This is a genomic window from Mycolicibacterium sp. lyk4-40-TYG-92 (assembly GCF_030209435.1).
In the GTDB taxonomy this organism is placed as follows: domain Bacteria; phylum Actinomycetota; class Actinomycetes; order Mycobacteriales; family Mycobacteriaceae; genus Mycobacterium.
The window spans coordinates 221,871-234,389 of the sequence record NZ_JARVRX010000011.1 but is presented as its reverse complement, the minus strand read 5'-3'; the positions used below and the strand labels follow the sequence as shown (position 1 = coordinate 234,389).

14 protein-coding genes are annotated in these 12,519 nt (G+C 68.8%); 6 read left to right on the top strand and 8 right to left on the bottom strand.

Features of this window, described 5'->3' with window-relative positions:
- Positions 1-48: 48 nt before the first annotated feature.
- On the bottom strand, positions 49-1,581 hold the full coding sequence (purF, locus tag QRN63_RS18060) for an amidophosphoribosyltransferase (protein ID WP_267316642.1): 1,533 nt from the start codon (positions 1,579-1,581) through the stop codon (positions 49-51).
- A gap of 216 nt (positions 1,582-1,797) precedes the next feature.
- Between purF and QRN63_RS18055 the strand changes: the two genes are divergently transcribed.
- Positions 1,798-3,141 (top strand): DoxX family protein, encoded by a 1,344-nt coding sequence (locus QRN63_RS18055; protein WP_285032105.1) that lies wholly within the window; start codon positions 1,798-1,800, stop codon positions 3,139-3,141.
- Between the two features lie 3 nt (positions 3,142-3,144).
- Here QRN63_RS18055 and QRN63_RS18050 read toward each other — a convergent pair whose 3' ends face one another.
- The 3 genes from QRN63_RS18050 to QRN63_RS18040 are packed head-to-tail and all read right to left on the bottom strand — an operon-like array spanning position 3,145 to position 6,335.
- Entirely contained in the window at positions 3,145-3,525 is a 381-nt protein-coding gene (locus tag QRN63_RS18050; RefSeq protein WP_285032104.1) for a sterol carrier family protein, read from the bottom strand.
- 53 nt (positions 3,526-3,578) lie between these two features.
- Positions 3,579-5,867 carry a phosphoribosylformylglycinamidine synthase subunit PurL gene (purL, locus tag QRN63_RS18045; RefSeq protein ID WP_285032103.1) on the bottom strand — a complete coding sequence of 763 codons (2,289 nt, stop codon included), beginning with the start codon at positions 5,865-5,867 and terminating at the stop codon, positions 3,579-3,581.
- A gap of 51 nt (positions 5,868-5,918) precedes the next feature.
- The gene (locus QRN63_RS18040) at positions 5,919-6,335 is read right to left on the bottom strand and encodes a DoxX family protein (protein ID WP_285032102.1); all 417 of its coding nucleotides are present in this window, start codon (positions 6,333-6,335) and stop codon (positions 5,919-5,921) included.
- Positions 6,336-6,472: 137 nt separating this feature from the next.
- Here QRN63_RS18040 and QRN63_RS18035 point away from each other — a divergent pair, with 137 nt between their 5' ends.
- Positions 6,473-6,643, top strand: coding sequence for a hypothetical protein (locus QRN63_RS18035; protein WP_267315861.1), 171 nt, complete (start codon positions 6,473-6,475; stop codon positions 6,641-6,643).
- Here QRN63_RS18035 and QRN63_RS18030 read toward each other — a convergent pair.
- Together QRN63_RS18030 and QRN63_RS18025 are read right to left on the bottom strand one after the other, a co-directional pair.
- Positions 6,640-6,993 carry a VOC family protein gene (locus QRN63_RS18030; RefSeq protein WP_285032101.1) on the bottom strand — a complete coding sequence of 118 codons (354 nt, stop codon included), beginning with the start codon at positions 6,991-6,993 and terminating at the stop codon, positions 6,640-6,642. The two genes, QRN63_RS18035 and QRN63_RS18030, sit on opposite strands and share 4 nt — an antisense overlap.
- Positions 6,994-7,007: 14 nt before the next feature.
- Complete coding sequence (locus QRN63_RS18025) at positions 7,008-8,267, bottom strand: M18 family aminopeptidase (RefSeq protein ID WP_285032100.1); 1,260 nt, start codon at positions 8,265-8,267, stop codon at positions 7,008-7,010.
- 51 nt (positions 8,268-8,318) lie between these two features.
- Here QRN63_RS18025 and QRN63_RS18020 point away from each other — a divergent pair, with 51 nt between their 5' ends.
- Entirely contained in the window at positions 8,319-9,335 is a 1,017-nt protein-coding gene (locus QRN63_RS18020) for a Dyp-type peroxidase (RefSeq protein ID WP_285032099.1), read from the top strand.
- Positions 9,332-10,129, top strand: coding sequence for a family 1 encapsulin nanocompartment shell protein (locus tag QRN63_RS18015; RefSeq protein WP_285032098.1), 798 nt, complete (start codon positions 9,332-9,334; stop codon positions 10,127-10,129). Before QRN63_RS18020 ends, QRN63_RS18015 begins: the two co-directional genes overlap by 4 nt.
- 105 nt (positions 10,130-10,234) lie before the next feature.
- Here QRN63_RS18015 and purQ read toward each other — a convergent pair whose 3' ends face one another.
- Positions 10,235-10,909, bottom strand: coding sequence for a phosphoribosylformylglycinamidine synthase subunit PurQ (gene purQ, locus QRN63_RS18010; RefSeq protein WP_285032097.1), 675 nt, complete (start codon positions 10,907-10,909; stop codon positions 10,235-10,237).
- Positions 10,906-11,145, bottom strand: coding sequence for a phosphoribosylformylglycinamidine synthase subunit PurS (purS, locus tag QRN63_RS18005; RefSeq protein WP_267315868.1), 240 nt, complete (start codon positions 11,143-11,145; stop codon positions 10,906-10,908). The genes purQ and purS overlap by 4 nt, the downstream gene beginning before the upstream one ends.
- Before the next feature lie 112 nt (positions 11,146-11,257).
- On the opposite strand from purS, the gene QRN63_RS18000 reads away from it, so the two are divergent.
- On the top strand, positions 11,258-11,908 hold the full coding sequence (locus tag QRN63_RS18000) for an MBL fold metallo-hydrolase (RefSeq protein ID WP_285032096.1): 651 nt from the start codon (positions 11,258-11,260) through the stop codon (positions 11,906-11,908).
- A gap of 29 nt (positions 11,909-11,937) precedes the next feature.
- Complete coding sequence (locus QRN63_RS17995; RefSeq protein WP_285032095.1) at positions 11,938-12,519, top strand: phosphatase PAP2 family protein; 582 nt, start codon at positions 11,938-11,940, stop codon at positions 12,517-12,519.

Genomic DNA, 12,519 nt, shown 5'->3' with positions numbered 1-12,519 from the left:
CGGTCGCACCCTCGCGGATGCACGTCGCGCCTGTTGACGGCCGTCAGGTCAGGGACGGCGCAGGGCTGAGGCGTTGTCGTTGTCGGCGGTCAGCGGCAGGCCGGTGCGGGCCGCGGACGCCAGCATGTGCTCGACGACGTTCTTGCCGAGGGCAGCTTCACCTGGCAGTTCGATCGGGTAGTTGCCGTCGAAGCAGGCCGCGCACAGCCGGGTGGCGGGCTGCTCGGTGGCGGCGATCATGCCCTGGCGGCTGATGTAGCCCAGCGAGTCGGCGCCGATCGCATGCCGGACCGCCTCGAGCATCTCGTCCTCGCTCGCCTCGGTGCTCTTGGCGTTGGCGATGAGCTCGGCCGGGGTGGCGAAGTCGATGCCGTAGAAGCACGGCCATTTCACCGGCGGCGACGCGATGCGCACGTGCACCTCGACGGCGCCGGCCTCTCGCAGCATGCGGACCAGGGCGCGCTGGGTGTTGCCGCGGACGATCGAGTCGTCGACGACGATCAGCCGCTTGCCGCGGATGACTTCCTTCAGCGGGTTGAGCTTGAGCCGGATGCCGAGCTGACGGATGGTCTGCGACGGCTGGATGAAGGTGCGCCCGACGTAGGCGTTCTTCATGAGGCCCTGACCGAACGGGATACCCGAGCCCTGCGCGTAGCCGACGGCCGCGGGCACGCCTGATTCGGGCACCCCGATGACCAGGTCGGCGTCGACGGGCTTCTCCTGGGCCAGCCGGCGGCCGATGTCGACGCGCGCGGCGTGGACCGAGCGGCCGGCGATGGTGCTGTCCGGGCGGGCCAGGTAGACGTACTCGAAGACGCAGCTCTTGGGCTCGGGGTTGGCGAACCGGGTGGAGCGCACGCCGTCGGCGTCGATGGCCAGCAGCTCACCGGGCTCGATGTCGCGGACGAACGAGGCGCCGACGATGTCCAGCGCGGCGGTCTCGGAGGCGACGACCCAGCCGCGGTCCAGCCGGCCGAGGGACAGCGGACGCACCCCGTGGGGGTCGCGTGCGGCGTACAGGGTGTTCTCGTCCATGAAGGTCAGGCAGAACGCGCCCCGGACCTGCGGCAGCAGTTCCAGCGCGGATTGTTCCAAGCTCGAGTCGGCGGCGCCGTGCGCGAGCAGGGCGCCCAGGATGTCCGAGTCGGTGGTGGCGGCGACGTGGCCCCGCGCGTTGATCAGGCCGGCTTCGCGGGCCCGGGCAGCCAGTTCGGCGGTGTTGACCAGATTCCCGTTGTGGCCGAGCGCGACGCCCGTGCCGGCGGCGGTGTTACGGAACACCGGCTGCGCGTTCTCCCACGTGGTGGAGCCGGTGGTGGAGTAGCGGCAGTGCCCGACAGCGACGTGGCCGTGCATGGCGGCGAGGGTCTGCTCGTCGAACACCTGACTGACCAGGCCGAGGTCCTTGAACACCAGGATCTGAGATCCGTCAGCGACGGCGATGCCGGCTGCTTCCTGCCCTCTGTGCTGCAGCGCATAGAGGCCGTAGTACGTGAGCTTCGCCACATCCTCGCCTGGGGCCCAGACCCCGAATACGCCGCATTCCTCGCGTGGCTCGTTCTCGGTCTGTTCGGTCACGATAGGGCTGCTCCCGGGGAGGCGGTTGGTGACGTGTCCGAGTCTACGGTCCCGTTGGGCGCGAAACGGAATCGAATCTCCCGTCTGTTGGCGCGTCGTTCACCGGAGGCGCATTTGTCGGGTCCGTTTCCGGCCCGGCTCGCGCGCCACGAACGGCTTCGTGCCCGGCCGCGAGCCGTCCCATCAGCCCACTTCAGTCCGGCTGTTTATATGGATTTCATGGCCAGCCAACTTTCCGAGTGTCCCGGTACTGCCGCCCCAGATCCCGTCGCCGCCGACCCGACCCGGCCATGGTCCGCAGTGACGAAGATCGCATTCAGGTGGTGTTTCCTGTACTTCGGCCTGTTCTGTGTGTTGTTCGCGCAGATCACCTTCGCGTTCTTCGGGATCGTGGGCCAGTGGCTGCCGGAGCAAGCGGTGATGTGGCAGATGACGGTGCTGGGCCCGGCGCTCACCTGGGTCGGCCGCGAGGTCTTCGGCGCCGAGGCGGTGCTGCACCCGGACTCGGGCAGCGGCGACCAGGCCGCCATCTGGGTGCTGGTGTTCTGCCTACTGGTGGTCGCAGCCGTCGGGACCGCGGTGTGGACGCTGGTGGACCGGCAGCGGCCCGACTACGCGCGGCTGTCGGCGTGGTTTCTGACGTTCGTGCGGCTGTGCGTCGCCGGGCAGATGCTGTTCTACGGGTTCGCCAAACTGGTGCCCACCCAGATGCCGACGCCGCCGCCGAGCGCGTTGCTGCGGTCCTACGGGGACTTGAGCCCGACGTCGGTGCTGTGGCTGCAGGTGGGCAGCTCGCACCCGTACGAGATGACGCTCGGCGCCGTCGAGGTGCTGGCCGGGTTGCTCATGTTCCTGCCGCGTACCGCGACCCTGGGGACGCTGCTCGGGCTGGCCAGCATGGCCCAGGTGTTCCTGTTGAACATGACCTTCGATGTGCCGGTCAAGATCCTGTCGGGACATCTGCTGCTGATGAGCCTGGTGCTCCTCGCCCCGCAGCTGCGCCGGCTGCTGGACCTGTTTGTCCTGCAACGCCCGTCGGAGCCGGTCAGCCAACCCGCCCTGTTCAGCTCCGAGCGGGCCAATCGCCGAGCCGCCACCGTGCAGGCCGCGCTGGGACTGTGGATCCTCATCGGCTGCGCCTGGAGCAGCTGGCAGGCGTGGCACGCCTACGGCGGCGGCCACGCCAAGCCTGAGCTGTACGGCATCTGGTCGGTGCGGGAGTTCAGCGTGGACGGCAGGCCGTTGCCACCCCTGACGACCGATCAGACCCGTTGGCAACGCCTGGTTTTCGAGAAGGACGGCGCACTGACGTACCAGCGGATGAACGGCGAGCTGGTGAACACGGCCGCCACCATCAGTTCCGACACCATCAAGGCGACGGAACCCGGCGGTGCCACGCTGGCCGACCTCAAGGTGTCACGCCCCTCGGCCCAGCAGCTGCAGCTGACCGGCACGCTGCACGGCCGTCCGGTACAGATCACCCTCGATCAGGTCGATCTCGACCGATTCACCTTGCGCAACAGGGGTTTCCACTGGGTTCAGGAGTACCCGTTCTTCAAGTGAGCGCTACAGGTCGACCAGCGGCAGCCACGGGCCGATCTCCGGCGCCCGCGACCCGGACATCCCGATGACGCCCGCCGCGTCGTCGAGCGACAACAGCCCGGTGGCCAGTAGCAGCCACGTGCGCGGGTCCGTCTCGACGACGTTGGGCGGATTGCCACGGGTGTGACTGAGGCCCGAAATGCACTGCACCGCAACGAAAGGCGGAACGCGGACCTCCACGCTCGCGCCGGGCGCGACGGCCGCCAGCGTGCGCGCCGTCAGCCGGACGGCCTCCGCGATCGCGGCCCGCGGTGGCGCCTCGGCCCGCTCGTCGCGCAGCCAGTCGGCGACCTGCAACACCGCCGCGCGGGTCGCCGCCGGGTCGGGCGCCTTGCGCGTCACCATCTCAGCGATTCGTGCACGATTTTCCGCGGCCGGCGCGGATTTTCGTGCACAAATCACTCATGGGAGAACAGGGCGGGCAGCACGCTCTCGGAGGTGGTGCGCAGCTCATCCAGCGTGATGCTGAACTGACCCTGCACCTCCACCGAGTCGCTGCCCGGATCCACCACGCCGATGCGGACGGCCGGCAGTTCGCGGGCCTCGCACATCGCCGTGAAGCGACTCTCCTCGGTGCGCGGCACCGCGACCAGCACCCGGCCCGACGACTCGGAGAACAGCTGCACAAACGGATCCGAATCCTCGGGAAGCAGCACGCGGCAACCGGTTTCGCCGGCCAGAGCGGCCTCGACGACGGCCTGGATGAGCCCGCCCTCGGACAGGTCGTGCGCGGCCGAGATCAGGCCGTCGCGCGAACCGGCCGTCAGCACCTCGGACAGCAGCTGCTCGCGCTTGAGATCCACGCGAGGCGGCACGCCACCCAGGTGGTCGGCGGTGACCTGCGCCCAGACAGAGCCGTCGAACTCGTCGTACGTGTCGCCCAGCAGGATCAGCGTCTCGCCCGGTTCCAGGCCGATTCCGGTCGGGATGCGGCGGTGCACGTCATCGATCACGCCGAGCACGCCCACCACCGGCGTCGGCAGGATCGCGGTCGAGCCGGTCTGGTTGTAGAAGCTGACGTTGCCGCCCGTGACCGGAATGCCAAGTGCCGCACAGCCATCGGCGAGGCCGCGGACGGCCTGCGAGAACTGCCACATGACGCCCGGGTCCTCCGGCGAGCCGAAGTTGAGGCAGTTGGTGACGGCGACGGGCGTCGCGCCGGTGACCGCGACGTTGCGGTAGGCCTCGGCCAGCGCCAGCTGTGCGCCGGTGTACGGGTCCAGCTGCGTGTAGCGGCCCGACGCGTCGGTCGACACCGCGATGCCACGGCCGGTGGCCTCGTCGATGCGCAGGACGCCGCCGTCGGCGTGCTCGGCGAGGACGGTGTTGCCGCGGACGTAGCGGTCGTACTGCTCGGTGATGAAGGCGCGGCTGCACAGGTGCGGGCTGCCGAGCAACTGCAGCAGGGTGGCGCGCAGCTCGTCGCCGGTCTTGGGCCGGGGCAGATTGGCGGAGGTGTCGGCGATCAGCGCGTCCTGGGTGTCGGGGCGCGCCACGGGCCGGTTGTACACCGGGCCCTCGTGGGCGACGGTGCGCGGCGGCACGTCGACGACGGTCTCGCCGTGCCAGCTGATCTTCAGCCGGTCGCCGTCGGTGACCTCACCGATGACGGTGGCCAGCACGTCCCACTTGCGGCAGACGGCCATGAAGGCGTCGACGTTCTCCGGCGTCACGACGGCGCACATGCGCTCCTGCGACTCACTGGAGAGCACCTCGGCGGGGGTCATACCCGTTGCGCGCAGCGGCACCTTGTCGAGGTCGATGTGCATGCCGCCGTCGCCAGCGGACGCCAGTTCCGAAGTGGCGCAGGACAATCCGGCGCCACCGAGGTCCTGGATGCCGACCACGAGGTGCGCGGCATACAGCTCGAGACAGCACTCGATGAGCACCTTCTCGGTGAACGGGTCGCCGACCTGAACGCTCGGCAGCTTCTTGCGGCCGGCGCCGGACTCGTCGCCCGAGAAGGTGTCCGAGGCCAGCACGGAGACGCCGCCGATGCCGTCGAGGCCCGTGCGAGCGCCGAACAGGATGATCTTGTTGCCGGTGCCGGACGCGAAGGCCAGGTGCAGGTCCTCGACCCGCAGCGCGCCCACGCAGAGGGCGTTCACCAGCGGGTTGCCGGCGTAGGACGGGTCGAAGATCGTCTCGCCGCCGATGTTCGGCAGGCCCAGCGAGTTGCCGTAGCCACCGACACCGCGGACGACGCCGTCGAGCACGCGGCGGGTGTCGGGCGCGTCGGCCGCACCGAAGCGCAGCTGGTCCATGACGGCGACCGGGCGGGCGCCCATGGCCATGATGTCGCGCACGATGCCGCCGACGCCGGTGGCCGCGCCCTGATAGGGCTCGACGTACGACGGGTGGTTGTGCGATTCGACCTTGAAGGTGACGGCCCAGCCGTCGCCGATGTCGACGACGCCGGCGTTCTCGCCGATACCGGCCAGCATGCCGGCGCGCATCTCGTCGGTGGTGGTCTCACCGAAGTAGCGCAGATGCACCTTGGAGGACTTGTAGGAGCAGTGCTCGCTCCACATCACCGAGTACATGGCCAGCTCGGCGTCGGTGGGCCGACGGCCGAGGATCTCGCGGATGCGCTGGTACTCGTCATCCTTGAGACCGAGCTCGCGATACGGCTGCGGCTGATCGGGCGTGGTAGTCGCGTTATTGACGGTATCGACCGAGGACGTCACGCAGAGAGTCTACCGTTGCCGAACTGGCCCGCCCGCCACGGCGAACGCCGGCTACTCGTCCCCGTCGACCAGCACCTTGAGTAGCGCGGGACGCCGCAGGATGAGAGCGGCCCAGATGAGCAATCCGAAGGTCACCGCGAATACCACCGGGAACCACGCCTCGTGGTGCATGTCGATGGTCACGGCGCCGCCGAGATAGGCCGTCAGTCCGACCGCGCCCAGCACTGCGGTGCGGGGGATCACCCACGCGATGACGCAGGCCAGCAGGACCCATCCGATGACGTACGTCTGATACGGCGGGAAGCCGAGTCCCTCGGTCGCGGTGCGCGCGAACTCCACCCCGAGAATCTTCGGGATGGCATCGGCCAGCAGGAACAGGAAGAGAATGGCGCTCAGCCCGAGGCCGACCTTCTCCGGTGTGGTGCGGCCGGCCAGGGCGGCCTTTGATTTCGATACATCCTCGGCCATGGCGGACTCCGTTTCTCGATCGACGGTTCAACACTAAGTCGACTCGTGCGACCGCGGGAACTCATCGCGACGGCACACACAGCGGGCTGCTAGGTAGGACCCATCGGGGCCTCATCCCGCGGTTTTAGCGTGGCCGGATGAGACTCCACCTTGGCCTCAACCGGGGTGCGCTCGCGGTGTTCGCCGTGATCGTGGCCCTGGTGTGTATCTGTGCCGGCGCGATCGTCGTCGCGTCCAAGGCGTGGCATGCCGCGTCTGAGCCGTTGGTCTCCCCCGGCGTCGAACTGGTCGACCAGACCGGCCCCTAGGCCGCGCCCGCGATGCAGAACGCGTTGCCCTCGGGATCGGCCAGCACCACCCAGCGGGCGACCTCGCCGAAGGCGTGCCGCGCGGTTTCCGTGGCGCCCGCGGCTTTGAGGCGCTCGAGCTCGGGCTCGATGTCGCCTTCGAGGTGGAAGTCCAGGTGCAGCCGGTTCTTGCCGGGCGTCGGGTCGTCGACCTGTTGGAAACCCAGGTTCGGACCTTCAGCCAGATTGACGACGAAGAACTCCCCCGGCATCAGGGTGTGCACCTTGCCGCCGAATTGCGCGGCCCACCAGTCGGCGAGCGCCTGCGCGTCAGTGCAGTCGAACGTGACCATCTCCACTTTGAGTGCCATGGCCCGACTGTAGGTCAGGCCGGTGACAGGAACGCCTGCAGCGCCGCGGCGTAGGCCGGCACATCGAGCGCGCCCATCACCTCGCGCGCCGAGTGCATGGCCAGCTGTGCGGCGCCCACGTCGACGGTCGGGATGCCGGTGCGCGCAGCGGTCATCGGGCCGATGGTCGACCCGCACGGCAGGTCGGCGCGGTGCTCATACCGCTGCAGCGGCACCCCGGCCTGCGCACACGCCAGCGCGAACGCCGCGGCCGTCCGGCCGTCGGTGGCGTACCGCAGGTTGGGTTGCACCTTGAGCACCGGGCCGGCGTTGACCTCGATGAGGTGGCCGGGCTCGTGCCGCTCGGGATAGTTCGGGTGGGTGGCGTGCGCCATGTCGCCCGAGGCCACCATCGACCCGGCCAGCCGCCGCAGCAGGTCTTCGCGCGCGCCGCCGGCCGCCAGCGCGATGCGCTCCAGCACCGTCGGCAGCAGATCGGACTGGGCGCCGTGGTCGGACGTCGACCCGACCTCTTCGTGGTCGAACAGCGCCAGCACCGGCACGTACCGGTCGGCGTCGGCGTCCAGGAACGCTTCCAAGCCGGCGTAGCACGTGCCCTGGTTGTCGAGCCGGGGCGCACTCACCAGATCACTGTCTGCGCCGATCAGCCGAGAGGGCGCCAGGTCGTGCGTCATCAGGTCGGCGGCCAGCACGTCGCCGCCGTCCACGCCCGCGCGGTCGGCAACGAAGGCCACGAAGTCGCGGGTCCCGGTCCCGACGCCCCACACCGCGTTGACGTGCCGTTGCGGGTCGAGGCTGACGCCCTTGCGGTCGTCGGACAGGTGGATGGCCAGCTGCGGCACGCGCAGGATCGGGTCGTCGATCCGGACCAGGACGTCCTTGACGGCGTTGCCGCGCCGCACCGAGAGCCGGCCGCTGATGCCGAGGTCGCGGTCGAGCCAGGAGTTCAGCCAGGCACCACCGTAGGGCTCCAGCGCCACCACCTGCCAGCCACTGACGAACCGGTCCGGGTGCTGCTTGACCCGCAGGTTGGGGCTGTCGGTGTGGCCGCCGACGACGCGGAACGGAGTCGCGGCGTCCGTCGCCTTCCAGGCCACCAACGAGCCGGCCCGCACCGTGAAGTAGTTGCCCGGCGAGGCGGGCCAGGCGTCGGTCTCGGCGAGTTCGGTGAAGCCGGCGGCGGTCAGACGCGCGGCCACCGTCGCGCACACATGGAACGGCGAGGGCGATGCGTCGATGAACCCGCAGAGGCCCGCGGCAGTAGCTCCGGTCATGAGGCCATCATCACCCGGAAATCCGAGACCGTTGCCGCTAGGGTCGGATTCGTGTGTCCCGCACGGCCTCAGCCCGTACTCACGACTTTGACGTCTGCCGCCATCTTCCTCATCGCCACGATCGATGAGGGCGCCGAGCCCCAAGTGCACGAAGCGCTCACGGGCTTGTCCGGACTTGGCCGGGCAGTCGGATTCCGCACGCCCGCAAGCCGTCTGAGCCTGGTGACCGGGGTCAGTTCGGACGCCTGGGACCGCTTGTTCAGCGGGCCGCGACCGGCCGGGCTGCACCCGTTCCCCGAATTGCAGGGTGCACGTCACCACGCGCCGTCGACCCCGGGTGATCTGCTGTTCCACATCCGGGCCAACGCCATGGACGTGTGTTTCGAGCTGGCGAGCCAGATTCTGAAGTCGCTCGACGGCGCGGTCACGGTGGTCGACGAGGTCCACGGATTCAAGTTCTTCGAGAACCGCGACCTGCTGGGTTTCGTCGACGGCACCGAGAACCCGGACGGTCCCGATGCCGTCGTCGCGGCGCTCGTCGGTGACGAAGATCCCGAATTCGCCGGTGGCAGTTACGTTCACGTGCAGAAGTACCTACACGACATGGGGTCGTGGGAGTCGCTCAGCGTCACCGAGCAGGAACGGGTGATCGGCCGCAGCAAGCTCGAGGACATCGAGATGGCCGACGACGTCAAGCCCCCGAACTCGCATCTGGCCCTCAACGTCATCGAGGACGACGACGGCAACCAACTGCAGATCGTGCGGGCCAACATGCCGTTCGGCCGCGTCGGCTCAGGGGAATTCGGCACGTACTACATCGCGTACTCGGCCGACCCGGCCGTCACCGAACGGATGCTGCGCAATATGTTCATCGGCGATCCGCCGGGCAACACCGACCGCATCCTGGATTTCTCCACCGCGGTCACCGGCGTGTTGTTCTTCACTCCCACAGTGGATTTCCTCGATGCCCCGCCGCCCCTGCCCGTCGCACCACCGGCCGAACCCGAAGCCCAACCCAAGTCCACCGGCACCCTGTCCATCGGCAGTCTGAAAGGTCAACCGCAATGAACAACCTGTACCGCGATCTCGCTCCGATCACCGCGGCCGCGTGGGCCCAGATCGAGGAGGAGGCCGCCCGGACGTTCAAGCGGCACATCGCCGGCCGTCGCGTCGTCGACGTCAGCGAACCGGGTGGGCCGAAGACGGCCGCGGTCAGCACCGGCCACCTCGTCGACGTCACGTCACCGGCGGACGGTGTGGTGGCGCATCTTCGGGAGGCGCGCCCGCTGGTGCGCCTTCGGGTGCCATTCACGGTGACGCGCACGGCCATCGACGACGTCGAGCGCGGCGCCCAGGACTCCGACTGGGACCCGGTGAAGGAAGCCGCCAAGAAGCTGGCGTTCTCCGAGGACCGGGCGATCTTCGAGGGCTACCCCGCCGCGCAGATCGAGGGCATCCGCGCCGCCAGCTCCAACCCGGCGCTGGCCCTGCCGAGTGACCCGCGCGGCTACCCGGACGTCATCTCGCAGGCGCTGTCGGAACTGCGTCTGGCCGGTGTGGACGGGCCCTACTCGGTGCTGCTGTCGGCGGAGGCCTACACCAAGGTCAGCGAGACCACCGAGCACGGCTACCCGCTGCTGGAGCACCTCAACCGACTGGTCGACGGTGAGATCATCTGGGCGCCCGCCATCGACGGCGCGTTCGTATTGTCCACGCGCGGAGGCGATTTCGATCTGCAGCTGGGCACCGACGTGACCATCGGCTACCTGTCGCACGATGCCGAGACGGTGCAGCTGTACCTGCAGGAGACGCTGACGTTCCTGGTGTACACCGCCGAGGCGTCGGTCGCGCTCAACAGCTGAGTCTCAAACCGCGACGCCGACACAATGTCGGTCTGAGAGCGCCGAGAAGCGCTATATAGCCTCGACTGCGCTCTCAGCCCGACATTGTTGATCGGGCGCGACGAATCAGGCGCTCAGAACCGCGTCGAGCGCCGAGAAGAAGATGCCCAGCCCGTCGTCGGACGGACCGGTGAGGGCCTCGGTGGCGTGCTCGGGGTGCGGCATCAGACCGACGACGCGGCCGTTGGCCGAGCTGATCCCGGCGATCGAGCGCATCGACCCGTTCATGTTGTCGCGGTAGCGGAACACCACGCGGCCTTCGCCTTCGAGTTCGTCGAGCACGTTCTCCGACGCGACGTACCGGCCTTCACCCGACTTGAGCGGGATCAGGATGTCGGCGCCGGGTTCGTAGCGGCTGCTCCATGCGGTCGACGTCGCGGTGACCTCGAGCCACACGTCGCGGCAGATGAAGTGCAGGCCTTCGTTTCGGGTCAGCGCGCCCGGCAGCAGCCCGGCCTCGCACAGCACCTGGAAGCCGTTGCAGATGCCCAGCACGGGCATGCCCTTGCCGGCCGCTTCGACGACCGATGTCATGACGGGCGCGAACTTGGCGATCGCGCCGCAGCGCAGGTAGTCGCCGTAGGAGAAACCGCCGGGGACGATGACGGCGTCGACGCCCTTGAGGTCGGGATCGGCGTGCCAGAGGCTGACGGACTCGCCACCGACGGCGCGCACCGCGCGCGCCGCGTCGACGTCGTCGAGGGTGCCGGGGAAGGTGATGACACCGACCTTGGTGGTCATGCGTTCTCCCGGTGGACCGCGAAGTCCTCGATGACGGTATTGGCCAGCAGCGTCTCGGCGACGTGCTCGAGCGTCTCGTCGGACACGGTGTCGTCGACCTCGAGCTCGAACCGCTTGCCCTGGCGGACGTCGGACACTCCGGTGATCCCGAGGCGCCCCAGCGCTCCCACGATCGCCTGGCCTTGCGGGTCCAGGATCTCGGCCTTGGGCATCACGTGCACAACGACGCGGGCCACGCGCGCTCCTTTGTTCGGGTCGGATTGCTCGACTGGGCGAGCGCAGCGACGGGAATATGCAGAGTTACTCTACCGGCGCCCTCGTCAGCCGCGTTGCCCGCACAATGGACTGATGGAGCTGACGCACTTCGGACATTCCTGCCTGTTGGCCCGATTCACCGATGGCGATGCGGAGGCGACCATCCTGTTCGACCCCGGCAACTTCTCGCACGGGTTCGAGGGCATCACCGGACTGGACGCCATCCTGATCACCCATCAGCACCCCGACCACGCCGATCCGGCCCGGCTTCCGACCCTCGTCGAGGCGAATCCGCAGGCCAGGCTGTACGCCGACCCGATGACCGCAGCGCAGCTCGGCGGGTCCTGGCAGGCCGTACACGTCGGCGACACGCTGTCGATCGGTCACCTGACGGTGCGCGGCACCGGCGGCAAGCACGCCGTGATCCACCCGGAGATTCCGATCATCGACAACATCTCGTACCTCGTCGGTGATGCCGGTCACGCAGCCCGTCTGATGCATCCGGGCGACGCGCTGTTCGTGCCGGACGAGCCGGTCGAGGTGCTGGCCGCACCGGCCGCGGCACCGTGGATGAAGATCGCCGAGGCCGTCGACTTCCTGCGGGCCGTCGCGCCGCAGCATGCGGTACCGATCCATCAGGGCGTCGTCGCCGAACAGGCCAAGGGCATCTACTACGGCCGGCTCGACGAGATGACCGACACCGACTTCCGGGTGCTGACGCCCGAGCAGGAGACGCGGTTCTGAACGCGCGACGGTTTTTGGTGTGGTGGCCCGTGGTCGGGTTCACCGCGATGATCGCGCTGGGCATCGTCGTCCGGTCGGGGGACTCGGCCGTGGATCACTGGTTCATGGACACGTCGCGCGCACTGCTCGGCGACCACCCGTACTGGATGCTGCTGCTGAACCGCGTCAAGGTGCTGGTGCCGCTCTATCTATTGGCGATCGGCATCCCGCTGTGGCGGCGCGAGTGGCGGCTGGCCACCGTCGCCGCGCTGTGCCCGGTCATCTCGATAATCGGCGCGAAGGTGCTCAAAGTGCTGTTCGGCCGGCCCTGGTACGGCGAGAATCTGGCGTATCCCAGCGGTCACACCACCGTGGCGATCACCGTCGCGGCCATGCTGGTGCTCGGGATCGGGGTGCACGTGTGGAGCGTCACGATCGCCACGATCGGCGCCGCCATCCCCTCTATCGGCATGGCCTGCAACGACTTCCACTACTTCACCGACATCATCGGCGGCGCGCTCTATGCCACCTCGATGGTGTGTCTGGCGATCCTGGCCGCCGGCCCGCAGGTGTTGCACCGTTCCCCGCGTGCCAGGGGCGCCGCCAAGTCACAGTCGCCCGCTCGCGGGTAG

Bases quoted from the DNA above. Each gene is read 5' to 3' on its own strand.
- QRN63_RS18055 (WP_285032105.1), top strand. From the start codon at position 1,798: ATGGCCAGCCAACTTTCCGAGTGTCCCGGTACTGCCGCCCCAGATCCC.
- QRN63_RS18050 (WP_285032104.1), bottom strand. From the start codon at position 3,525: ATGGTGACGCGCAAGGCGCCCGACCCGGCGGCGACCCGCGCGGCGGTG.
- QRN63_RS18040 (WP_285032102.1), bottom strand. From the start codon at position 6,335: ATGGCCGAGGATGTATCGAAATCAAAGGCCGCCCTGGCCGGCCGCACC.
- QRN63_RS18035 (WP_267315861.1), top strand. From the start codon at position 6,473: ATGAGACTCCACCTTGGCCTCAACCGGGGTGCGCTCGCGGTGTTCGCC.
- QRN63_RS18030 (WP_285032101.1), bottom strand. From the start codon at position 6,993: ATGGCACTCAAAGTGGAGATGGTCACGTTCGACTGCACTGACGCGCAG.
- QRN63_RS18025 (WP_285032100.1), bottom strand. From the start codon at position 8,267: ATGACCGGAGCTACTGCCGCGGGCCTCTGCGGGTTCATCGACGCATCG.
- QRN63_RS18015 (WP_285032098.1), top strand. From the start codon at position 9,332: ATGAACAACCTGTACCGCGATCTCGCTCCGATCACCGCGGCCGCGTGG.
- purQ (WP_285032097.1), bottom strand. From the start codon at position 10,909: ATGACCACCAAGGTCGGTGTCATCACCTTCCCCGGCACCCTCGACGAC.
- QRN63_RS18000 (WP_285032096.1), top strand. From the start codon at position 11,258: ATGGAGCTGACGCACTTCGGACATTCCTGCCTGTTGGCCCGATTCACC.